We start from the raw sequence: 22,903 nt of genomic DNA on the forward strand, positions 1-22,903 counted from the left end.
ACCCAGCCCCGCCGGCGCTTGAGGCGCAACGCCCGGGACAGCGCCACACACCCCAGCCCCACCGACGCTTCAGGCGCAACGCCCCACAACCCAGCCCCGCCGGCGTTTGAGGCGCGGGGTCCGGGGCAGCGCCCCGGTTTCGGGAAGGGGCGGGTAGGGGAAAGGCCCCGCGCAGCGGCCCTACGCCCCGTCGGGCGGCGCGGACGACCCGGACGGCGAGGCGGACCCACCGGCCCCGGAACCCGGCGCCGAAGGCGCCTCGGGCCCCCACCCCCCGTAGGACGCCCACTCCCCCTCGAACTCCCGCGGCCCCCAGGCCGCGGTCAGCCCCAGATGCACCACCATCGCCGCCAGCCCCCAAGCCAGCAGCACCCCATGCGCGTGCATCTCCAACGGCGCGTCGAAGACAACCCCCTTGCCGACCTCCCGCGCATGCGCGACCACATCTGACGTGGGCCCCAACCGCGTCCCCAGCTGCCACGCCAGCAGCGACCCGAGGACACTGCCGACCGCAAGACCCACCGTCAGCCAGATCCCGCCGCGCCGGTGGAACCAGAAGACGAGCCCCGCCGAGACCGCCCCGAACGCCAGCCCGAGCAGGGCGAACGTGCCGTCGGCCCCGATCGCCTCCTCGCCCTCGCTGTCATTGAGGAACACCGCGGTGTTGTCGGAGATGAGCGGCACCCGGGGCGCCAGCCACAGCCACAGCAGCCCCATCAGGAGACCGGCGACGGTCACCGCGGCCGCGACGACACCCGCCCGCCGCAGATCCGCCCGGAGTTCCTCGCGGTCCACCCCCGACGAGGGCGCCAGGTGGGAACCGTGAAGAACGGAGGGACCGTCCGGCACACCCCCTGAAGGCTTCCGCCATTCGTGGTGGTCGTCGGACGAGGGCCGGTTCGGCGGCGTCAGAGGTGCGGTCACCGTGCCATCGTGCCAGGCGCCCGCGAGCCGCGCCTCACCGGACCGCCGCCCTGCGGTACGCCCAGGTGGCGACTGCCAGCGAGACGACCCCGACGAGGGCGCAGACCGCGAGGTCGAGCGCGACGACCGCCCAGTCGGGGTGGGCGCCGAAGGACCGGGCCAGCGCCTCCACCCCGTACGTGGACGGCAGCAGATCGCGCGCCCAGCCCACCGGCTCCGGCAGCCGGTCGGCCGGCAGGACGCCCAGCAGGAGCGCGGCGGACATGCCCAGCTGCCCGAGCAGCGTGGCGAACTCCTGGCGCGGCGCGAGGAGGCCCAGCGCGGCGCCGAGGCCGGAGAGCGCCGCGCCGGACAGCGGCACGACGGCCACGAGCACCCACAGATGCGCCATCGGCAGCCCGAACAGCACGCTGCCGGTCACCGCCGTGACCACGGTCCCGGGCACGGTGAAGGAGGCGTACGCCCCCGCCGCGCCGAGCACGACGGCGGCGGGCGGCACGGGCAGGGTGGCGTAGTGGTCGAGCCCGCCGCCCGCCCGGAGCTGCCCGAAGTACTGGGCGAGGAGGTTCAGCGCGACGAAGGCGACGACCAGGACGCTGGACCCCGCGACGACGGCCCGCGCCTCGGAGCCGCCGTCCACCACCCCGCGCATGAGGATCATGATCCCGACGGACTGGAAGGTCGCCACGAAGAGCAGCGGGATGCGGGCCACCCGGGCCCGGGAGAGCTGGGCGCGGTAGACGGCCGCGAGGGAGGGGAACAGCCGGGCCCGGGGGGCGAGCGTCGCGGCCGCCCCGGCCACCGCACCGATTCCGCTCATGCCTTCACCAGTCCCTTGGTCGCACCGCCGCCGAGCGCGAGGTAGACGTCCTCCAGGCTCGGCGTCGCCAGGCTGAAGTCGTCGAGCGCCGCGAAGGCCGCGCCCCCGGTCACCGCGGCGACCGCCGCCCGCGCCTCGTCGGGCGCGAGCCGCAGCGCCCAGCGCCGCCCGGACTCCTGCGCACACGCCCGCAGGGCCGCGACCTCCGGGATCTCCAGAGGGGCGCGCTCGCGCCACACCAGCTCGACCCGGACCTCCCCGGCGACGCGCTCCTTGAGCCCGGCGGGGGTGTCGCAGGCGATGACCTTGCCCCGCTCGATGACGGCGACCCGGTCGAGGACGGTCTCGGCCTCGATGACGTTGTGGGTGACGAGCAGGACCGTCGCGCCGCGCTCCGCGCGCCGGCGGTCGACGGCGGCCCAGACGGCGCGCCGGGCCACCGGGTCCATGCCGGTCGTCGGCTCGTCCAGGACGAGCACGGGGCGCTCCCCGACGAGCGCGGCGGCGAAGCAGGCGAGCCGCCGCTGGCCGCCGGAGAGCTTCTTCAGCGGCCGGCCCGCGAGGTCGGCGAGCCCGAGTTCGTCGAGGACGGCGTCCCGCTCGGCCCGGGCCTCGCGCACCGGGAGCCCGCGCAGCCGCCCGGTGGTCTCGGCGGCCAGGGCGACGGTCAGCTCGTCCAGCGCGGTGGACTCCTGCCCGAGGTAGCCGATCAGCCGGGAGGCCCGCTCGGGGTGGCGCACGAGGTCGTGGCCGAGCATGTCGACGCTGCCGGAGTCGGGCCGCATGAGCCCGGTGAGCTGGCGTACGAGGGTGGACTTGCCGGCTCCGTTGGGCCCGAGCAGTCCGAAGATCTCGCCGCGCCGGACGTCGAGGCTGATGCCGTCGGTGGCGCGCACCTCGGGGGTCGCGGGCGTACCGCGACGGCCCCGGGCCGGGGGGTAGGTCTTCACCAGATCGCGCACCGCGCACACGGTGCCGCTCGCCGTCGGCGCCTGTGCTGTCCCCGTACTCACGAGGTACGAGGGTACGGGGTCCGGGGACCGGCATTACGCCCGGGGCCGCACCGATCGGACATCAACGCCATGGACGGCGCCCGGGTTGAGCGGCCCGCGGACCGAAGTGGACTCAGCCTCCGGAAAGCCCGGCCTTCCCGGCCTTCTCCGCGGCCCGCTCGGCCGCCGGGGCGTGGTCGGCGGCGGCCCGTACGTCGATCTCGCGCCAGAAGCCCGCCCTGATCGCGTACCGGTCGTGCTCGTCGATCTGGTCGTCCTTGTGGGCGAGGAGGCCGAAGCGGGCCGCGTACCGGAGGAGTTCGCCGTCGATGCGGTGCGGGATGCGCGGGTAGAGGGCGGAGAGCTTCTGGAGGTGGCCGGTCTCCGGGAGCCGTTCCATCCAGCGCCGGGCGAAGACCTGCCCCACCTCGAAGGGGTCGCCGCCGACCGTGGTGATGTCCTCCTCGCGGTCGGCCCAGCGCTGTTCGGCGCTGGTGAGCTGGGCGAGCGTCGGCAGGGACGCGGTCTCCGCCGGTTCGCCCAGCGGACCGCCGCGCTCCACCCAGCCCCGGTCGGACGACCAGCGCAGGGTCGCCGCGGGCTGCGGGGCGGGCTGCCGCTCGGCCGGTCCGGCGGGCCCGCGCAGGGTGCCGGCGAGGTCCTTCGGGGTGGGCACGCCCTTCGTGCCGTGGCCGTGCGCGGGCCGGTCGGCGCTCTCATCGGGCCGGGGGGCCGCCTCCTCGTCGGCGCCGTCCGTCTCCTCGGCCTGCGCGGCGGCCCGGGACGCGCGCTCGGCGGAGGCGGCGAGGGCCGATTCGGGCAGCGGGGCGGAGAGGATCGCGGCGATCTCGGGGCGCGGGGCGGGCGGCGGGGCGCAGGGGCCGCCGGTCTCCTTGGCCCGGACGGCCTGGGTGATCCAGGCGCGGTCCAGGACGCGGCGTTCGTCGGCCTCGGCGACCAGGTCCTCGGACTGGTTGTAGTCGCCGTCGGCGGCCTGGACGGCCCAGAGGTGGACCGCGACGCCGTGCTCCTTGGCTGACATCAGGCCGGGCAGCAGGTCGCCGTCGCCGGTCACCAGGACCACGTCGGAGCAGGCCCGGTTGCGGGCGAGCTCGGTGAGCTCGGCGTGCATCGCCGCGTCGACGCCCTTCTGGGCCCACCGGCCGTCACTGCGGGTGAGGGCGCCCAGCCGGACGGTGACCCGGGGCATCACGCGCAGCCTGCGGTGCTCGGGCTGCGGGACGCGGTCGGGGGCGCCGTCGAACCAGTAGATCCGCAGCAGCGGCTGCGCGGTGTCGGCCTCGGCGCGTTCTCGCAACTGCTGGATCAGGGCCGCGTGGTCGACGGTGATGCGGGACCGGGCGGGCTCTCCTGCCAGCAGACTCGCGGCTGCGCCCAGCAGATAGCCGGCGTCCACCAGGACGACGCAACGGTCCACGCGTTCCACCCTCTTCCAGGCATTCGGGATCGGGTTTTCTCAAGGTTCCTTCGAGTCTGCCCGACCGCGCCGGGGTTAACGGCCGGAACTCGATCATCGGCGTGGCGGATCACGAAAAGCGCGCATCATACCCCGTCACTACGCACGGTAATGATCCGACATGCGATGTTTATCCGATTATGTGAATCTGACGGTAGTCCTGGCCCCGAGAGTCCTTATAGGAGGAACACCATGGCCAAGAACAAGAACCGCAAGCAGGGCAGCCAGCAGGACCGCGCTTCGCAGGCGGAGCGCGGTGCTCAGGAGGCGCGCTCGACGGCCACCGAAGCGCGGAGCGCGATGGAGTCGCAGGCCCAGGGCAGCCCTGCCGATGTTGCGCGCAAGCATCAGCGGCGCTTCGGCCACAACTGACCGGACTCCCGGTAAGGCCGGCACACCGGGAGGGGCGACCCCGCGCAGGCGGAGCCGCCCCTCCCGTACGCGTACTGGAGCTCAGCCCGCCAGGCAGGACGGCCCGAGCAGCACCTTCAGGTCACCGAAGAGCGCCGGGTCGGGCTTCACCCGGTGCCGGTCGAGCCGGAGCACCGTGGTCTTGCGGGGGCCCTGGAGCCGGATGCGTACCTCGGTGTCGCCCCGGTGGCTGTTCAGCACCTCGCCGAGCCGGCTGACCATGGGCGGGGTCACCCGGACCGTGGGGATGGTCAGGACGACGGGCGCGTTGGTCCCCGCGTTGGAGATGTCGGGGACCTGCATCTCCATGGCGACCAGGCGCGGCACGTCCTCGCGCTTGTCGAGGCGCCCCTTGACGAAGACGACGGTGTCCTCGACGAGCTGGGTGGAGACCAGCTGGTAGGTGGCGGGGAAGAACATGCACTCGATGGAACCGGCCAGGTCCTCCACGGTGGCGATGGCCCAGGCGTTGCCCTGCTTGGTCATCTTGCGCTGGAGGCCGGAGATGATGCCGCCCACGGTGACGATCGCGCCGTCGGCGTGCTCACCGCCGGTGAGCTGCGAGATCGCCGCGTCCGACTTGTCGGACAGGACGTGCTCCAGGCCGAACAGCGGGTGGTCGGACACGTAGAGCCCGAGCATCTCGCGCTCCTGGGCCAGCAGATACGACTTCTCCCACTCGACGTCGGAGAACTCCACGTCGAGCCCGAAGCCCGGCTCGTCGCTGTCCTCCTCGCCGCCGCCGAAGAGGTCGAACTGTCCCTCGGCCTCCTTGCGCTTGACCTGCACCACGTTGTCGATCATGGGTTCGTGGTGGGCGACGAGCCCCTTGCGGGTGTGGCCCATCTCGTCGAAGGCGCCGGCCTTGATGAGGGATTCCACGGTCCGCTTGTTGCAGACGACGGCCTCGACCTTGTCCAGGAAGTCCGGGAAGGAGCTGTACTTCCCCTTCTGCTTGCGGCACCGGATGATCGAGTCCACGACGTTCTGGCCGACGTTGCGGACGGCCGTGAGCCCGAAGAGGATCACGTCGTCACCCTGGGCGGCGAAGTTGGACTCCGACTCGTTGACGTTCGGCGGGAGCACCTTGATGCCCATGCGCCGGCACTCGTTGAGGTAGACCGCGGACTTGTCCTTGTCGTCCTTGACCGAGGTCAGCAGGGCGGCCATGTACTCGGCGGGGTAGTTCGCCTTGAGGTACGCGGTCCAGTAGGTGACCAGGCCGTAGGCGGAGGAGTGCGCCTTGTTGAAGGCGTACCCGGCGAAGGGGACCAGGACGTCCCAGAGCGCCTTGATCGCCGCGTCGGAGAAGCCCTTCTTCTTGGCGCCGGCCTCGAAGAGGACGAAGTTCTTCGCCAGCTCCTCGGGCTTCTTCTTGCCCATCACGCGACGCAGGATGTCGGCCTCGCCGAGCGAGTAGCCGGCGACGATCTGGGCGGCCTTCTGCACCTGCTCCTGGTACACGATCAGGCCGTAGGTGAGGCCCAGGACCTCCTTGAGCGGTTCCTCCAGCTCAGGGTGGATCGGGGTGATCTCCTGGCGGCCGTTCTTGCGCTCGGCGTAGTTCGTGTGCGAGTTCATGCCCATCGGGCCCGGCCGGTAGAGGGCCGAGACGGCGGAGATGTCCTCGAAGTTGTCGGGCTGCATCTGGCGCAGCAGCGAGCGCATCGGTCCGCCGTCGAACTGGAACACGCCGAGCGTGTCACCGCGGCACAGCAGCTCGTAGGTCTTGGGGTCGTCCAGCGGGAGGGCGAGCATCTCCAGGTCGATGCCCTTGTTGGACTTCACCATCTTGATGGCGTCGTCCATGATCGTCAGGTTGCGCAGCCCCAGGAAGTCCATCTTCAGCAGGCCGAGCGATTCGCACTGCGGGTAGTCCCACTGCGTGATGGTGACGCCGTCGGTGTGCCGCACCCAGACCGGGGCGTGGTCCACGATCGGCTCGCTGGACATGATGACGCCGGCGGCGTGCACGCCCATCTGCCGGACCAGGCCCTCGACGCCCTTGGCGGTGTCGATGACCTTCTTGACGTCCGGCTCGTTCTCGTACATCCCCCGGATCTCGCCCGCCTCGCTGTAGCGCGGGTGGCTGGGGTCGGTGATGCCGTTGAGGTCGATGCCCTTGCCGAGGACGTCGGCGGGCATGGCCTTGGTGAGGCGGTCGCCCATGGCGTACGGGTAGCCGAGGACGCGGGCGGAGTCCTTGATCGCGTTCTTGGCCTTGATCTTGCCGTAGGTGCCGATCATGGCGACCTTGTCGGCGCCGTACTTCTCCGTCACGTACCGGATGACCTCGACGCGCCTGCGCTCGTCGAAGTCGATGTCGACGTCGGGCATGGAGACGCGCTCGGGGTTGAGGAACCGTTCGAAGATCAGTCCGTGCTCGATCGGGTCGAGGTCGGTGATGCCGAGCGCGTACGAGACGATCGAGCCGGCCGCGGAGCCTCGGCCGGGGCCGACCGCGATGCCGTTGTTCTTGGCCCACATGATGAAGTCGGCGACGACCAGGAAGTACCCCGGGAACCCCATCTGGATGATGATGTCCATCTCGTACTCGACCTGCTTCTGCCGGTCCTCGGGGACGCCGTTCGGGAAACGGCGGTTCATCCCGACCCGGACCTCCTCCTGGAACCAGGTGATCTCCGTGTAGCCCTCGGGGATGTCGAACTTCGGCATCAGGTCGCGCTTCTCGAACATCCCCGAGGTGTCGATCTGCTCGGCGACCAGGAGGGTGTTGGCGCACCCCTCCTGCCAGGCGTCGGAGGAGTCGACGCCGTACATCTCGTCCGTGGTCTTGAGGTAGTAGCCGGTGCCGTCGAAGCGGAAGCGGTCCGGGTCGGAGAGGTTCTTGCCGGTCTGGATGCAGAGCAGGGCGTCGTGCGCGGTCGCCTCGGAGGCGTACGTGTAGTGCGAGTCGTTCGTCACGAGCGGCGGGATGGAGAGCTTCTTGCCGATCTCCAGGAGCCCGTCGCGGACCCGGCGCTCGATCTCGATGCCGTGGTCCATCAGCTCCAGGAAGTAGCGCCCCTCGCCGAAGATGTCCTTGTAGTCGGAGGCCGCCTTGACCGCCTCGTCGAACTGGCCGAGCCGCAGCCGCGTCTGGACCTCGCCGGAAGGGCAGCCGGTGGACGCGATCAGGCCCTCGGACCACTGGGCGATGGTCTCCTTGTCCATACGCGGCCACTTCTGGAGCCAGCCCTCCGCGTAGGCGTCGGAGGACAGCTTGAAGAGATTGTGCAGACCGGTGCTGTTGGCCGCCCAGATCGTCTTGTGGGTGTAACCACCCGAACCGGAGACGTCGTCGCGCTTCTGGTGCGGCTGCCCCCACTGGATCTTCCGCTTGTGCTTGCGCGACTCCGGCGCGACGTACGCCTCGATGCCGATGATCGGCGTCACGCCCGCCTTCTGCGCCGAGTGGAAGAAGTCGTACGCCCCGTGCAGGTTGCCGTGGTCCGTCATGGCGATATGGGTCATGCCCATCTCGTTGCACGCGTTGAACATGTCCTTGAGCCGCGCGGCACCGTCCAGCAGCGAGTACTGGGTGTGGACGTGAAGGTGCGTGAAGGGCGGCTTGGTCACGGCGCTGTGCCTCCGGGGGAATGGGGACGACGGGACGGGGGATGTCTGGGGGGACAGCGTGGAAGTCTACGTCTCCGAGGAGCGCGACGGCGGGCACTCCGCGATACGGTCGCGCGTTGGAAGGGCGGGACCACCCGTCCCTTTTGTCATGCACGTCATCACGCAGGTCAGGTACCATGAGGCAGTCACAGATGTCGGACACGCAGACCGGCGCGGAGCAGCGCGGGGAGCAGATTCTCGAGGTCTTCGACACCGCCTTCGGGGAGCTGCTGGCCGCCGATCCGGCCGCCTTCCGGGTCAAGTTCCGCAAGATGGCGGGCTCGGCCTTCGCGTTCTACCGGGGCACGGCCTGCCTGTTCTACGAGGACCTGGAGCACGAGCGGCACGGCGGCCCGTATCTGGACGAGCGCACCGGCCGGGTCTGGATCCACGGCGACCTGCACGCGGAGAACTTCGGCACCTACATGGACGCCAACGGCCGCCTCGTCTTCAACGTGAACGACTTCGACGAGGCGTACGTGGGCCCCTTCACCTGGGACCTCAAGCGCTTCGCCGGCTCGGTCGCCCTGCTGGGGTACGCGAAGGCGCTGGGCGACGATCAGATCACCGAGCTGGTACGGATCTACGCGGCGGCCTACCGCGAGCGCATCCGCGCCCTGGCCACGGGCGCCAAGAACGACGAGGTACCGCCCTTCACGCTGGACACGGCCGAGGGGCCGCTGCTCGGCGCGCTGCGGACCGCCCGCTCGCTGACCCGGTTCTCGCTGCTGGACTCGATGACCGAGATCCGCGACTTCGAGCGCCGGTTCGCCGAGGGCGGCGGCGCGATCGACCTGGACGCGGCGACGCGGTACAAGGTGCTGGCCGCGTTCGACGGCTATCTGGAGACGCTGCCCGAGTCGAGCCTGACCCGGCCGGACTCCTACCGGGTCAAGGACGTGGTCGGCCGGCGCGGCATCGGCATCGGCTCGGCGGGCCTGCCCTCGTACAACATCCTCCTGGAGGGCAACAGCGACGCCCTGGAGAACGACGTCGTGATCTACCTCAAGCAGGCGCAGACCCCGGCCGTCTCCCGGCACATCACGGACCCGGCCGTCCGCGGCTACTTCCGGCACGAGGGCCACCGCACGGTGATCTCGCAGCGCGCCCTCCAGGCCCACGCCGACCCGTGGCTCGGCTGGACCGAGCTGGACGGGGCCGGGCAACTGGTCGCCGAGGTGTCGCCGTACGCGGTGGACCTGGACTGGTCCGACATCGACGAGCCCGACGAGATCGCGGCGGTGGTCGCCGACCTCGGCCGGGCCACGGCCACGATGCACTCGGCGGCGGACGACGAGAGCGGCCACTCGCTGGTGCCGTTCTCCACGGAGCGGGCGATCGACGCCGCCATCGCGGCCGACGAGGAGGGCTTCGGGGAGCTGCTCGTGGACTTCGCCCACAGCTACGGCGCCCGGGCCCGCGCGGACCACCAGATCTTCGTGGACCTCTTCCGCAACGGCCGCATCCCGGGGCTGTAGCCGGCGAAACGGAATCTTTAGGGGTCGCTTACAGGTTCGCATGCGACACTCCTGGGCGATGGACATATCCGGGACGCAGCTCAGAGCGGCACGCGCGGCGCTTTTCACAGCGCTCGTCGTGACGCTCTCCGCCGCGTCCCATGTCCTGCTCTCCCAGGTCGCGCTGCCCCTGGTCCCCGTCGCCGTGCTGGCCGGGGCCGTCTTCGCGGCGGCCTACGCCCTGGCCGGCCGCCAGCGCGGCTTCGGGGCCATCGCCGGGCTGCTCGTCCCCCTGGAGCTGGCCGCCGACACCTTCTTCACCACCGGTCAGCACCTCTGCTACGGGGCGGCGGGCGGCCCGATAGCGGGCCCCCTGCGCTCGGTGGGCGTCGACGTCCTGTGCGGCGGCGGCCTGGGCCCCGGTGCCGCCCGGCTCGGCGACGTCGGCACCCCGCTCGCCTCGGTGACCGCGGGCGGCCAGGGCGCCGCCGCGCTGCTCGCCTCCCCCGGCCCGCTGGTCCCCTGGCTGCTGCTGGCCGCCCACGTCACGGTCGGGCTGCTCGCCGCCGCCTGGCTGCACCGCGGGGAGCTGGCGCTCGCCGGGCTGCTCCGGGCGGGCGCGCTGCTGGCGTTCCGGCCGCTGCTGATCGCGGTGGCCGTGGTGCGCACGGCGGGCCGCTCGCCGCGGGCCGGGGTCCGCGCCGTCGCCCCCGGGCCGCGGCTGCCGGGCCGCGCCCGCCTCCTCGTGCACTCCGTGGGACGGAGGGGTCCGCCGCTCGGGGCCTGTGCCCTCTGAGCACGCGAGCCCCGCACCGTACGACCCACCCCACACGGAGAACACCACCATGAGCAAGCGCAACAGCCAGGCCAACAAGTCCGCCGCCCGCGAGCGGCTGCGCGCGGAGCGCGAGCGCCAGGCGAAGAAGGACAAGGCCCGCCGGCAGGTCGTCGTCGCCGTCTCGGTCGTCGCCGGGCTCGCCGTCGTCGCCGGCATCAGCTACGTCGTGATGGAGATGAACAAGCCGTCGCACTGGCAGTCCGTGAAGGACGACACCAAGAAGGTCGTCACGCCCAAGAACACCTCGGGCGAGAACGGCACCACCGTCGTCATCGGCAAGGACACCGCGAAGAAGACCCTGAAGCTGTACGAGGACTCCCGCTGCCCGATCTGCGCCTCGTTCGAGCAGACCGTCGGCTCGACCATCGCCAAGGATGTCGAGGACGGCAAGTACAAGATCCAGTACATAGGCGCGTCGTTCATCGACGGCGACAGCCTGGGCGGCGACAAGCCCTCCATCGGCAACCGCGGCGAGGGCTCCAAGAACGCCCTGAGCGCGCTGGGCGCCGCCCTGAACGTGAGCCAGGACGCTTTCCTCGACTACAAGAGCGCGCTGTACTCGGCGGAGTTCCACCCGGACGAGGCGGACGACAAGTTCAAGGACGACAGCTACCTGATCAAGGTCGCCGACTCGGTGAAGGAACTCAAGGGCAACAAGGAGTTCCAGAAGGCCGTCGAGAACGGCACGTACGACGCGTGGGCCCTGCAGATGTCCAAGAGCTTCGACGAGAACAAGGACGACGTGACCGGTACGCCGACCCTCGTCATGGACGGCAAGAAGGTCACCGGCAGCGACGGCAAGAACGCGCCGATGACGGTGGACGAGTTCAACACGGCGATGACCGCCGCACTGAAGGGCTGATCTCCGGCACTCGTCGGACGGGGGCGGACCTGCCGGGTCCGCCCCCGTCCGCGTCCGCGCACGCGCGGCCGTCGCGATCCAGCCACCGCAGGGGACGTCGCGGGTGGATGACGGCCCCGTTTCGAACGGCCCTCCGCGCGGATGCAATCCGGACACACCGGCCACCAGGACGCACCGATACATGACGTCCGCGTCTCAAACTCCGGAACAGGGAGAAGTTTTTCTCCCGTTCGCCCCGGTCTGCACCCCTGATGATTGGGCCGGATCACTCCTCCTCCGGGATGACATGCGCACGTAATCTCCCGCGACAGGCGAGGAAAACCCTCCCCTTCCCACGTCCGCGAGGAGCCCCCGTGCGCACTTTTGCCCGTATATCACCGCGTATGCGCCACCGTGCGATCGGCATCGCCGCCCTGGCCGGAACCCTGGCCCTGGCACCCCTCACCGTTTCCTCCGGCGCCACCGCGGCCTCCGGCGGCGCCACGGCGGCCAGGTCCGCCGACGCCTGCGCGGACGCGCCGGCCTCCGCCGCGGCCCGCCAGTCCCGGCCCAGCGGCCCCCAGCACGCGGCCGACCCCGACGAGCTCAGCAGCGCCCAGGCCGCGGCCATCGACAAGCAGCTGAAGCAGAGACTCGCCGAACGCCGCCTCACCGGCCCCTCGCTCGCCGCCGGCGCGACCATCCCCGTCTACTTCCACGTCATCCACTCCGGGAACACGGGCAAGCTCACCTCGGGCGACATCAGCAGCCAGATGAGCGTGCTGAACGCCGCGTACAGCGGCCAGGGCACCGGGAACAACGCCACCGGCTTCCAGTTCTCCCTGGCGGGCACCGACTACACGGACAACGCCGGGTGGTACAACCTCTCCTCCGGCTCGTCGGCCGAGAAGGCGATGAAGACGGCCCTGCGCAAGGGCGGCAGGAACGCGCTCAACATCTACACCGCCAACCTGGGCGGCGGGCTGCTCGGCTGGGCGACGTTCCCCAGCTCCTACGCCTCCAGCCCCTCCATGGACGGCGTCGTCATCCTCGACGCCTCGCTGCCGGGCGGCCCCGCGACGCACTACGACGAGGGCGACACCGCGACGCACGAGGTCGGCCACTGGATGGGGCTGTACCACACGTTCCAGGGCGGTTGTAACGGCAAGGGCGACTACGTGGACGACACGCCGGCGGAGAAGAGCCCCGCGTACGAGTGCCCGACCGGCCGCGACTCCTGCGCCAGGCAGTCCGGCATCGACCCGGTCCACAACTTCATGGACTACACGTACGACGCCTGCATGACCCAGTTCACCCCCGGCCAGGTGCAGCGGATGAGCGACAGCTGGGCCGCCTACCGCGGCTGACCCGCCCCCCTCGCCAAGGGCTCCGTGCGACCCGCCCGGAGCCCTTCGCGCGTCACAGCGTGGCGAGGAACCCGATCGCGACCTTCCAGGCCAGCTCCGCCGCCTCCCGGTCGAAGTCCGGCAGTTCCGGGTCGGTGAAGAGGTGGCCGGCGCCCGGGTAGCGGTAGACCTCCACGTCCGCCCCGGTCCGCTGCATGTCCAGGTACCAGGAGTTCAGCCAGTCGGCCGTCTCGTACGGGTCGGGGTCGGCGACGTGCAGCTGTACGGGCAGCTCGTCCACCGAGGCGTTCTCGGCGATGTCCGAGGTGCCGTGGAGGAGCAGCAGCCCGCGCGCCTTCTCGTCGCCGAGCGCCAGCGTCTGGGCGACCGAGGCGCCGAGCGAGAATCCGGCGTACACGAGGCCCTGGTCGGAGTAGGGCGCGGCGGCGAGCACGGCCCGCTTCAGCAGCTCCTCCTTGCCGGTCTCCTCGCGGAACGCCTCCGCTTCCTCCACCGAATCAAAGGTGTGCCCTTCGAACAGATCGGGCACGCGCACCTCGTGCCCGGCGGCGCGCAGCCGTTCGGCTGCGGCGTGCACGGCGGGGCGCAGACCGTACATCGAGTGGAAAAGCATGATGTTCATGACGCCCATGGTGCCAGTTGCGTTCGAAGGGATGGAGAGCGACAGCATGGAGAATGTTCTGCGGCCGCTGATCGTCCTCGGCGGTTCGGTGGTGATCACCCTGGCGGCGGGCTGGTTCTTCGACTTCCTGCTGAGGCGCGCCGACGCCCGGCACCACGACACCCCGCTGTGGGGTCTGCTCCGGCGCTGCCGCATCCCGTTCCAGCTGGTCATGTGCGCGGCGCTGCTGCGCGGTACGTACGCGAGGACGGGCCTCGGCATGGTCCAGAGCCACCGGGTGGGCATCGGCCGGCTGCTGACGCTGGTGCTGATCGGCGCGTCGGCCTGGCTGGTGGTGCGGGTCGCCATCGCGATCGTGGACTCCGTGTACGCGCGCTACGCGGCGGCCCACAACCGGGACCCGGCGCGGGTGCGGCGGGTGCGGACGCAGGTGACGCTGATCCAGCGCGTGGTCATCGCCGTCGTGACGACGCTGGCCGTCGCGGCGATGCTGCTGACCTTCCCCGAGATGCAGGCGGTGGGCACCTCGATGCTGGCGTCGGCCGGTCTCCTCGGCATCGTCGCCGGTGTCGCCGCCCAGTCCACGCTGGGCAACCTCTTCGCGGGCCTCCAGATCGCCTTCGGCGACATGGTCCGCATCGGCGACACCGTGGTGGTGGACGGCGAGTGGGGCACGATCGAGGAGATCACGCTGACCTTCCTCGCGGTGCGCACGTGGGACGAGCGGCGGATCACGATGCCGGTCTCGTACTTCACGGGCAAGCCGTTCGAGAACTGGTCGCGCGGCGGGGCGCAGATGACCGGCTCGGTCTTCTTCCACCTCGACCACTCGGCGCCGATCGAGGCGATGCGCGACAAGCTGCGGGACATCCTCGGCGAGTGCGCCGCCTGGGACGGCCGGAGCTGGTCCCTGGCCGTCACGGACACCACGCCGACGACGATCCAGGTGCGCGCGGTGGTCACGGCGAAGGACGCGGACGACATCTGGACGGCGCGCTGCGCGGTCCGGGAGCAGCTGATCGGCTGGCTGCGCGACCACCACCCGTACGCGCTGCCGCGGGTCGCGACGGCCCCCGCGGTGCTCCCGCCCGGCGACGCGTGGCCGTCGGTGCACGTGAACGGCACGGACGAGAAGTCCGCGAGCGGCTGGAGCAGGACGCCCCGCACGGGCCGGGGCTGACCGGTCTCAGCGCAGGCTGCGTACGTCCAGCTGCCGCAGCACCCGGTCCACGACCTCCGGGTCCGAGCCGGGCTCGCTGCGCGCGGAGAGGACGGCGTGGCGGGCGGCCGACATCATCTCGCGCTGGACGCGGCTGACCACCTGGAACCGCTCGACGCGCTTGGCGTAGGCGTCGCGCCGTTCGTCGTCCACCATCTCCGGGCTGATCCGCGCCCCCACGTCGTACGCCAGCCGGTGCAGCCGCTCGACCACGTCCTCGGGCAGGTCCTCGGTCTCCTCGATCTTCTTGAGCCGCTGCCGGGCCGCCTTGGCCGCCCGGACCGCGAGCTCCTTCTCCAGGGCCGCCTCGGCGTCCGTGTCCGCGCGCACCCCGAGCCGCCGCACCAGCCAGGGCAGCGTCAGCCCCTGGAAGACCAGGGTCACCATGATCACGGAGAACGCGATGAAGACGATCTCGTCGCGGCCGGGGAACGGCTTGCCGTCGTCCGTCTCCAGCGGGATCGCGAGGGCCAGCGCGACGGAGGCCACCCCGCGCATCCCGGCCCACCACATGATCACGGTCTCCCGCCAGCTGGTGGGAATCTCCTCGCTGACGTCCCGCCGGGTGTGCAGCCGCTTGGCGAGCCAGGTGGCCGGCAGCAGGTACAGCAGCCGTACGCCGACGACGACCGCGACGACCGCGAGGCCCCAGCCGGCCATCTCCAGCTCGCGGCCGTTCGCCGTGCCGAACACGTTGTGCAGTTCGAGGCCGATGAGCCCGAAGGCGATCCCGGTGACGAGGGTGTCGACGATGTCCCAGAAGGTGCGTCCGGTGAGCCGGCCGAGGACGTCGTCGGCGTCCGCGGTGTGCTCCGCGAGGAACATCGCGGTCATCAGCACGGCGAGCACGCCGGAGCCCATCAGCTCCTCGGCGAGCACGTAGCTGACGAACGGCACCAGCAGGGTCAGGCCGACCTGGAGGGTGGCGTCGCCGAGCAGCCCCATCAGCTTGATCGTGAGCCAGCCGAGCGCGACGCCCACCACGACGGCGACCACCGCGGAGAGCACGAGCAGCCCGAACGCCTCGGGCCACGAGAAGGTCCCGCTGACGGCCGCCGCGATGGCCACGTGGTAGAGCACGATCGCCGTGACGTCGTTGAACAGCCCCTCGCCCTCCAGGATGGAGACGAGCCGTCGGGGCAGCCCGACCGAGCCCGCGACGGCGGTGGCGGCGACCGGGTCGGGCGGGGCGACGAGCGCGCCGAGCGCGACGGCGGCGGCGAGCGGCAGCCCCGGCACGATCGCGTCGGCGACCGCGGCGACGGCTGCGGTCGTGAGGAAGACCAGGGCGACGGCCAGCAGGAAGATGGGCCGCTTGTTCGCGGCGAACTGCCGCCAGGAGGTGCGCTGCACCGAGGCGTAGAGCAGCGGCGGCAGCAGCGCGGGGAGGATGATCTCCGGCGGGATGTCCACGTTCGGCACGAAGCTGAGGAAGGCCAGCACGACGCCGAAGAGCGTCATCAGGACCGGCGCCGGCAGCTTCAGCCGGTCCCCCAGCGGAACCGTGACCACGGCCCCGAGCAGCAGCAGGAGCAGCAGTGACATCTGGTCCACGGGGTGCCTTCCGAAGCGCTCCGGCCGGGCCCGGTCCCACGCCCCGCCGATTCCCCTCACCCTGCCACGCACCCCCCGGCCGCCGGGGTCAGGGGGTGCGGCGGGGCGTCAGATCGTCCGGCGCATCGCCCGGTGCGGGATGCCCGCGTCCATGAACTCGGGGCCGTACGGCTCGTAGCCGAGGCGCTCGTAGAAGCCGAGGGCGTGGGTCTGGGCGTGCAGGTCGACGGCGGCGAGGCCGTGGCTCCGGGCCGCGTCCTCGATGGCCCGCACGAGCGCGGCGCCGACGCCGAGACCCCGGGCCTCCTTGCTCACCGCGAGCCGGCCGAGCGAGCCGACGGTGAGGTCCCCGCCGGTGTGCGCCGCGGCGGCGGGGCCCTGCAGCAGCCGGCCGGTCCCGAGCGCGGTGCCGTCGGCGGCGACGGCTATGACGTGCAGCGCGTCCTCGTCGTAGGCGTCGTACTCGATCTCCTCGGGCACGTTCTGCTCACCGACGAAGACCTCCTTGCGCACCTGGTAGCACGCGGCGCGGTCCTGCTCGTCGGCGACGGCCCGGGTGGTGTACGCGAGGGGCCCGGCCATCACTGGCTCTCCGCCGCGATGCGGTCCAGCGCCTGCTGGAGGTCTTCGGGGTAGGTGCTGGTGAACTCGACCCAGCTCCCGTCGGCGGGGTGCTCGAAGCCCAGCTTCACCGCGTGCAGCCACTGCCGGGTCAGGCCGAGGCGCTTGGCCATGGTGGGGTCGGCGCCGTAGGTGAGGTCGCCGACGCAGGGGTGGCGGTGGGCGGACATGTGCACCCGGATCTGGTGGGTGCGGCCGGTCTCCAGCTTGATGTCGAGGAGGCTGGCGGCCCGGTACGCCTCGATGAGGTCGTAGTGCGTCACCGAGGGCTTGCCGTCGGCGACGACCGCCCACTTGTAGTCGTGGTTCGGGTGGCGGCCGATGGGGGCGTCGATGGTGCCGCTCATCGGGTCCGGGTGGCCCTGGACCAGCGCGTTGTACTTCTTCTCCACGACCCGGTCGCGGAACTGGGCCTTCAGCAGGGTGTAGGCGCGCTCGGACTTGGCGACGACCATCAGCCCCGAGGTGCCGACGTCGAGCCGGTGCACGATGCCCTGGCGCTCGGCGGCGCCGGACGTCGAGATCCGGTACCCGGCCGCGGCGAGGCCGCCGATGACGGTGGTGCCGGTCCAGCCGGGGCTGGGATGGGCGGCGACGCCGACGGGCTTGACGATCACCACGATGTCGTCGTCGTCGTGGACGATCTCCATGCCCTCGACGGGCTCGGCGACGACCTGCACGGGCGCGGGTGCCTGCGGCATCTCCACTTCGAGCCAGGCACCGCCGTGCACCCGCTCGGACTTCCCGACCACCGAGCCGTCCACCTGCACCTTGCCGGCGGCGGCCAGGTCGGCGGCCTTGGTGCGGGAGAAGCCGAACATCCGGGAGATGGCGGCGTCGACGCGCTCGCCCTCCAGGCCATCGGGGACGGGCAGGGTGCGGACCTCGGGTTGCGTACTCACCAGTCGAGTATGCCTTGCCCCCGCCGGTCCTCGTTCCCTCAGTCGTTCCCTAGTCCTTGTGCACGGTGCCGTCGGGGTCCAGGCCCTTGAAGGAGAGGAACACGATCAGGATGCCGCCGCAGACGATCGCGGAGTCGGCCAGGTTGAAGACGGCGAAGTGGGCGGGGGCGATGAAGTCCACCACCGCGCCCTCGAAGACGCCCGGCGCCCGGAAGATGCGGTCGGTGAGGTTCCCGAGCGCACCGCCGAGCAGCAGGCCGAGCGCGATGGCCCACGGCAGGCTGTACAGCTTGCGCGCGAGCCGGGCGATGACCACGATGACGGTCGCCGCGATGATCGTGAAGATGATCGTGAACGCCTCGCCGAAGCCGAACGCGGCGCCCGAGTTGCGCAGGGCGTCCAGCTTGAGCCAGTCGCCGATGAGCTCGACCGGCTCCTGGTGCTCCAGCTTCGCCACGACGAGCATCTTGCTGCCGAGGTCGAGCAGGTACGCCACGACGGCGACGCAGAACAGCAGGATGACCCGGCGCCGGCGGGTGGCCGGGGAGCGGTCGACGGCCGCGTCCGTCGCGGTGGCCCCGGTGCCCCGGGCGTCCGGCGCGCCCGGATCCGGGGAAGCGGCCGGGCCGTCCGGCCCGGTCTCTCCGCTTCCCTCAGCTCCGGTGATGTCCGGCGTACCGATGATGCGCTCCGCCTCTGCCACGTGAGTCCCTCAACCTAGTTCCCGACTGAGGACGAGGGTACGGCACGCCCGTGCGAATCAGCCTCGTCGCTCCTGCTTCTGCTTGTCCTCGACGCACAGCGTGGCCCGGGGGAACGCCTGCATCCGCGCCTTGCCGATCGGCTTGCCGCAGACCTCGCACAGCCCGTACGTGCCGGCCTCCAGCCGGGCCAGGGCGCGCTCGGTCTGGTCCAGCATCTCCTGGGCGTTGGCGGCGAGCTGCATCTCGTGCTCGCGGGTGATGTTCTTGGTGCCGGTGTCGGCCTCGTCGTCGCCCGCCCCGTCACCGGAGTCCCGCATCAGCCCGGCCAGCGCGAGACCGGACGCCTCCAGCTCGTCGCGGAGCCGGGTGATCTCGCCGGTCAGCCCGTCCCGCGCGGAGGCGACCTCCTCCGGGGTCCAGGGGTCCTCGCCCGGCCGCACGGCCAGGTCTCCCGGCGCCGTGGCGAGCCGGGCGGGCGGCACGGGTGCCGTGTCCCCGTCCGCGGTCCGGGTACTGGCCGCGCTCTTCTTGGCTACCACCGTGTGGGCTCCCGTCTGATCGGCGGCCTCGGCCGCCCCCGTGGTCGCCGAGGCCGCGGTGGCCCCGGTCTTCTTCGGCGTGGTCTTCTTCGGCGCGGTCTTCCGGGCCGCCGCCTTCTTGGCGGAGGTCTTCTTGCCGGGCGCCTTCTTCTCCACCATGGCCGCGGCCCCTTCACACACAGTGATCTTGCTCGCGAGTCGTGCTGGGACGATAAGTCGACCCCCGGCCCGCGGCAACGGGGCACGCCGCCGCATCGCCCCTCCCCGTGTCCGGATCACCGTGTGCCTGCATCCGTTGTGCCCAGCTCCCCGCCGGGTAATCCGGCTTTCCGCGGCGCACCGGGCCGTGCTCCGGCCGCGTGCGCCCCGTGTGGCCATTCGGGTCACGCCCGGCCCCGCCGTAAACCGGTCGGACGCCGTGGCCCGCGGCCCGTACACTGGGCCCAGCGAGAGGCGTGGATGGGACGAGTAGCGTCGTACGCAGCCAGCAGCGACCCGGGGACGGTGGGAGCCCGGGGGCGAGCGCGTCGTGAAGATCACCCCGGAGCCGTCGGAAGAAAGCCCCCGAGGGGCCAGTAGAACCGGCATCGCACCCCAATGAGGGGGCCCGGGGCGCACGCCCGGAGCCAAGGAGGGTGGTACCGCGGGGACCGGCTCGGTTCTCGTCCCTCCGACGGAAGTGGAAGACGTCCGCCGGAGGAAGCCCGCACATGACATCGCCGCAGTACCGCCAGGTACCCGCCCAGGTCGACCTGCCCGCCCTTGAGCACGCCGTGCTCGACTTCTGGCGCGAGAACAAGGTCTTCACCAAGAGCCTCGACCAGTCCGAGGGCCGCCCCGAGTGGGTGTTCTACGAGGGCCCGCCGACCGCCAACGGCATGCCCGGCGCCCACCACATCGAGGCCCGCGTCTTCAAGGACGTCTTCCCCCGCTTCCGCACGATGCAGGGCTACCACGTGGGCCGCAAGGCCGGCTGGGACTGCCACGGCCTGCCGGTCGAGCTGGCGGTCGAGAAGGAGCTGGGCTTCAACGGCAAGAAGGACATCGAGGCGTACGGCATCGCCGAGTTCAACGCCAAGTGCCGCGAGTCCGTGACCCGGCACACCGACGCCTTCGCCGAGCTGACGACCCGCATGGGCTACTGGGTCGACCTGGACGACGCGTACCGCACCATGGACCCCGAGTACGTCGAGTCCGTGTGGTGGTCGCTGAAGGAGATCTTCAACAAGGGCCTGCTGGTCCAGGACCACCGCGTTGCCCCCTGGTGCCCGCGCTGCGGCACCGGCCTGTCCGACCACGAGCTGGCGCAGGGCTACGAGACGGTCGTCGACCCCTCGGTCTTCGTGCGCTTCCCGCTCACCTCCGGCCCGCTGGCCGGCGAGGCGGCGCTCCTGGTCTGGACGACGACCCCGTGGACCCTGGTCTCCAACACCGCCGTCGCCGCCCACCCGGACGTCACCTACGTCGTCGCGACGAACGGCGAGGAGAAGCTGGTCGTCGCGCAGCCGCTGGTGGAGAAGGCGCTCGGCGAGGGCTGGGAGCTCACCGGGCAGACGTTCACCGGCCGCGAGATGGAGCGCTGGACGTACGAGCGCCCGTTCGCCCTGGTCGACTTCCCGAGCGAGGCGCACTACGTCGTCAACGCCGAGTACGTGACGACCGAGGACGGTACGGGCCTGGTCCACCAGTCCCCCGCCTTCGGCGCCGACGACCTCCTGGTCTGCAAGGCGTACGGCCTGCCGGTCGTGAACCCGGTCCGCCCCGACGGCACCTTCGAGGAGGACCTGCCGCTGGTCGGCGGGGTCTTCTTCAAGAAGGCCGACGAGGCGCTGACCGAGGACCTGAAGGACCGGGGACTGCTCTTCCGCCACGTCCCGTACGAGCACAGCTACCCGCACTGCTGGCGCTGCCACACCGCGCTGCTGTACTACGCGCAGCCGTCCTGGTACATCCGCACGACGGCGGTCAAGGAGCGGCTGCTCCAGGAGAACGAGAAGACCAACTGGTTCCCGGACTCCGTCAAGCACGGCCGCTTCGGCGACTGGCTGACCAACAACGTCGACTGGGCTCTGTCCCGCAACCGCTACTGGGGCACCCCGCTGCCGATCTGGCGCTGCGAGGAGGGCCACCTCACCTGCGTCGGCTCCCGCGCCGAGCTGGGTGAGCTGGCCGGCACGGACCTCTCCGGCCTGGACCCGCACCGCCCGTTCATCGACGACGTCACCTTCGCCTGCACGCACGAGGGCTGCGGCCTGGAGGCCCGCCGCGTCCCGGAGGTCATCGACGCCTGGTACGACTCGGGCTCGATGCCGTTCGCGCAGTGGGGCTATCCGTACAAGAACAAGGAGATCTTCGAGAGCCGCTACCCGGCGCAGTTCATCTCGGAGGCCATCGACCAGACACGCGGCTGGTTCTACACGCTGATGGCGGTCGGCACGCTCGTCTTCGACAAGTCCAGCTACGAGAACGTCGTGTGCCTGGGCCACATCCTCGCCGAGGACGGCCGGAAGATGTCCAAGCACCTGGGCAACATCCTCCAGCCGATCCCGCTCATGGACCAGCACGGCGCGGACGCGGTGCGCTGGTTCATGGCGGCGGGCGGCTCCCCCTGGGCGGCCCGGCGCGTGGGCCACGGCACGATCCAGGAGGTCGTGCGCAAGACGCTCCTCACGTACTGGAACACGGTGGCCTTCCAGGCCCTGTACGCCCGTACGTCGGACTGGGCGCCCTCGGCCGCCGACCCGGCGCCCGCCGACCGCACGGTCCTGGACCGCTGGCTGCTCGGCGAGCTGAACACGCTGGTGGACCAGGTCACGCAGGCGCTGGAGGGCTACGACACGCAGCGTGCCGGCAAGCTGCTGTCCGCGTTCGTGGACGACCTGTCCAACTGGTACGTGCGCCGCTCCCGGCGCCGCTTCTGGCAGGGCGACAAGGCGGCGCTGCGCACGCTGCACGAGGTGGTGGAGACCGTCACGCGGCTGATGGCCCCGCTGACCCCGTTCATCACCGAGCGGGTCTGGCAGGACCTGGTCGTGCCGGTCACCCCGGACGCGCCGGAGTCGGTCCACCTGTCGTCCTGGCCGAAGGCGGACCCGTCGGCGGTCGACCCCGCCCTGTCCACGCAGATGGCGCTGGTGCGCCGCCTGGTGGAGCTGGGCCGGGCCACGCGTGCGGAGTCGGGCGTCAAGACCCGCCAGCCGCTGTCCCGGGCGCTGGTCGCGGCCTCGGGCTTCGAGGCCCTGTCCGCTGAGCTGCGCGCCCAGATCACGGAGGAGCTGAACGTCTCCTCGCTCGCCTCGCTCTCCGAGGTGGGCGGCTCGCTGGTCGACACCACGGCCAAGGCGAACTTCCGGGCGCTCGGCAAGCGCTTCGGCAAGGGCGTCCAGGCGGTGGCCAAAGCGGTCGCGAACGCGGACGCGGCGGCCCTGTCGCTGGCCCTGCGCGAGGGCACCGCCTCGGTGGAGGTGGACGGCGAGACGGTCACCCTGTCTCCCGACGAGGTCATCATCACGGAGACCCCGCGCGAGGGCTGGTCGGTCGCCTCCGACTCGGGCGCGACGGTGGCCCTGGACCTGGAGATCACGCCGGAGCTGCGGCGGGCGGGCCTGGCCCGTGACGCGATCCGCCTGATCCAGGAGGCCCGCAAGAACAGCGGCCTGGACGTGGCGGACCGCATCGCCGTCCGCTGGACCTCCGCTTCCCCGGCCACGGCTGAGGCCCTGACCGAGCACGCGACGCTGATCGCGGACGAGGTGCTGGCGCTGGACTACGCGGAGGGCGAGGCGGACGGCACCTTCGGCACCCCGTTCGAGGACGAGGGCCTGAACCTGGCGTTCCGCCTCCGCAAGGCGTAGCGGACCCAAGGGTCCGGGGGCAGCGCCCCCGCAACGGCGCCAGGGCGACTCGGTCACCCACGCTAACGCAGGGCCCCGACAGTCATGTCCACGTACGAACGAGGACGAGCCCCGCACCTCGAAAGGTTGCGGGGCCCGTCCAT

At 71.4% G+C, this 22,903-nt stretch carries 18 protein-coding genes; 7 read left to right on the plus strand and 11 right to left on the minus strand.

Features of this window, described 5'->3' with window-relative positions; translation table 11 throughout:
* Nucleotides 1-180 precede the first annotated feature (180 nt).
* The 4 genes from ABZ565_RS22570 to ABZ565_RS22585 all read right to left on the minus strand — a co-directional run bounded on the left by ABZ565_RS22570 (nucleotide 181) and on the right by ABZ565_RS22585 (nucleotide 4,183).
* Complete coding sequence (locus tag ABZ565_RS22570) at nucleotides 181-924, minus strand: ABC transporter permease (protein ID WP_361029639.1); 744 nt, start codon at nucleotides 922-924, stop codon at nucleotides 181-183.
* Between the two features lie 34 nt (nucleotides 925-958).
* The gene (locus tag ABZ565_RS22575) at nucleotides 959-1,744 is read right to left on the minus strand and encodes an ABC transporter permease (protein WP_361029642.1); all 786 of its coding nucleotides are present in this window, start codon (nucleotides 1,742-1,744) and stop codon (nucleotides 959-961) included.
* Nucleotides 1,741-2,715 carry an ABC transporter ATP-binding protein gene (locus ABZ565_RS22580; protein WP_361029706.1) on the minus strand — a complete coding sequence of 325 codons (975 nt, stop codon included), beginning with the start codon at nucleotides 2,713-2,715 and terminating at the stop codon, nucleotides 1,741-1,743. Before ABZ565_RS22580 ends, ABZ565_RS22575 begins: the two co-directional genes overlap by 4 nt.
* A gap of 154 nt (nucleotides 2,716-2,869) precedes the next feature.
* On the minus strand, nucleotides 2,870-4,183 hold the full coding sequence (locus ABZ565_RS22585) for an NYN domain-containing protein (protein WP_361029645.1): 1,314 nt from the start codon (nucleotides 4,181-4,183) through the stop codon (nucleotides 2,870-2,872).
* A 222-nt stretch (nucleotides 4,184-4,405) separates the two neighbouring features.
* On the opposite strand from ABZ565_RS22585, the gene ABZ565_RS22590 reads away from it, so the two are divergent.
* Complete coding sequence (locus ABZ565_RS22590) at nucleotides 4,406-4,585, plus strand: hypothetical protein (RefSeq protein WP_328899738.1); 180 nt, start codon at nucleotides 4,406-4,408, stop codon at nucleotides 4,583-4,585.
* Between the two features lie 81 nt (nucleotides 4,586-4,666).
* Here ABZ565_RS22590 and dnaE read toward each other — a convergent pair whose 3' ends face one another.
* On the minus strand, nucleotides 4,667-8,203 hold the full coding sequence (gene dnaE / locus ABZ565_RS22595) for a DNA polymerase III subunit alpha (RefSeq protein ID WP_361029649.1): 3,537 nt from the start codon (nucleotides 8,201-8,203) through the stop codon (nucleotides 4,667-4,669).
* 191 nt (nucleotides 8,204-8,394) lie between these two features.
* On the opposite strand from dnaE, the gene ABZ565_RS22600 reads away from it, so the two are divergent.
* The 4 genes from ABZ565_RS22600 (at nucleotide 8,395) to ABZ565_RS22615 (ending at nucleotide 12,745) form a co-directional block, all read left to right on the plus strand.
* Complete coding sequence (locus tag ABZ565_RS22600) at nucleotides 8,395-9,720, plus strand: DUF2252 domain-containing protein (RefSeq protein WP_361029652.1); 1,326 nt, start codon at nucleotides 8,395-8,397, stop codon at nucleotides 9,718-9,720.
* A gap of 58 nt (nucleotides 9,721-9,778) precedes the next feature.
* On the plus strand, nucleotides 9,779-10,495 hold the full coding sequence (locus ABZ565_RS22605; protein WP_361029655.1) for a hypothetical protein: 717 nt from the start codon (nucleotides 9,779-9,781) through the stop codon (nucleotides 10,493-10,495).
* Nucleotides 10,496-10,544: 49 nt separating this feature from the next.
* Nucleotides 10,545-11,399 (plus strand): thioredoxin domain-containing protein, encoded by an 855-nt coding sequence (locus ABZ565_RS22610; protein WP_361029658.1) that lies wholly within the window; start codon nucleotides 10,545-10,547, stop codon nucleotides 11,397-11,399.
* Nucleotides 11,400-11,782: 383 nt separating this feature from the next.
* Entirely contained in the window at nucleotides 11,783-12,745 is a 963-nt protein-coding gene (locus tag ABZ565_RS22615) for a zinc metalloprotease (RefSeq protein ID WP_361029661.1), read from the plus strand.
* Between the two features lie 52 nt (nucleotides 12,746-12,797).
* Here the strand turns inward: ABZ565_RS22615 and ABZ565_RS22620 are convergent, their stop codons facing one another.
* Nucleotides 12,798-13,376 carry a dienelactone hydrolase family protein gene (locus ABZ565_RS22620; protein WP_361029664.1) on the minus strand — a complete coding sequence of 193 codons (579 nt, stop codon included), beginning with the start codon at nucleotides 13,374-13,376 and terminating at the stop codon, nucleotides 12,798-12,800.
* 37 nt (nucleotides 13,377-13,413) lie between these two features.
* Here ABZ565_RS22620 and ABZ565_RS22625 point away from each other — a divergent pair, with 37 nt between their 5' ends.
* Nucleotides 13,414-14,547, plus strand: a complete 1,134-nt coding sequence (locus tag ABZ565_RS22625; protein WP_361029667.1) for a mechanosensitive ion channel domain-containing protein — start codon at nucleotides 13,414-13,416, stop codon at nucleotides 14,545-14,547.
* A 6-nt stretch (nucleotides 14,548-14,553) separates the two neighbouring features.
* Here ABZ565_RS22625 and ABZ565_RS22630 read toward each other — a convergent pair whose 3' ends face one another.
* The 5 genes from ABZ565_RS22630 to ABZ565_RS22650 form a co-directional block, all read right to left on the minus strand.
* A complete protein-coding gene (locus tag ABZ565_RS22630; protein ID WP_361029670.1) occupies nucleotides 14,554-16,140 on the minus strand; it encodes a Na+/H+ antiporter in 1,587 nt (528 codons plus the stop codon).
* A gap of 108 nt (nucleotides 16,141-16,248) precedes the next feature.
* Nucleotides 16,249-16,722, minus strand: coding sequence for a GNAT family N-acetyltransferase (locus ABZ565_RS22635; protein ID WP_361029673.1), 474 nt, complete (start codon nucleotides 16,720-16,722; stop codon nucleotides 16,249-16,251).
* Complete coding sequence (locus ABZ565_RS22640) at nucleotides 16,722-17,663, minus strand: RluA family pseudouridine synthase (protein WP_361029676.1); 942 nt, start codon at nucleotides 17,661-17,663, stop codon at nucleotides 16,722-16,724. The genes ABZ565_RS22635 and ABZ565_RS22640 overlap by 1 nt, the downstream gene beginning before the upstream one ends.
* Nucleotides 17,664-17,712: 49 nt before the next feature.
* Complete coding sequence (gene lspA, locus ABZ565_RS22645; RefSeq protein WP_361029679.1) at nucleotides 17,713-18,366, minus strand: signal peptidase II; 654 nt, start codon at nucleotides 18,364-18,366, stop codon at nucleotides 17,713-17,715.
* A 57-nt stretch (nucleotides 18,367-18,423) separates the two neighbouring features.
* A complete protein-coding gene (locus tag ABZ565_RS22650; protein ID WP_361029682.1) occupies nucleotides 18,424-19,065 on the minus strand; it encodes a TraR/DksA C4-type zinc finger protein in 642 nt (213 codons plus the stop codon).
* A 551-nt stretch (nucleotides 19,066-19,616) separates the two neighbouring features.
* Between ABZ565_RS22650 and ileS the strand changes: the two genes are divergently transcribed.
* Nucleotides 19,617-22,760, plus strand: a complete 3,144-nt coding sequence (gene ileS, locus ABZ565_RS22655) for an isoleucine--tRNA ligase (RefSeq protein WP_361029685.1) — start codon at nucleotides 19,617-19,619, stop codon at nucleotides 22,758-22,760.
* Nucleotides 22,761-22,903: the final 143 nt, after the last annotated feature.

The organism is Streptomyces sp. NPDC016469, from assembly GCF_040632905.1.
GTDB lineage: Bacteria > Actinomycetota > Actinomycetes > Streptomycetales > Streptomycetaceae > Streptomyces.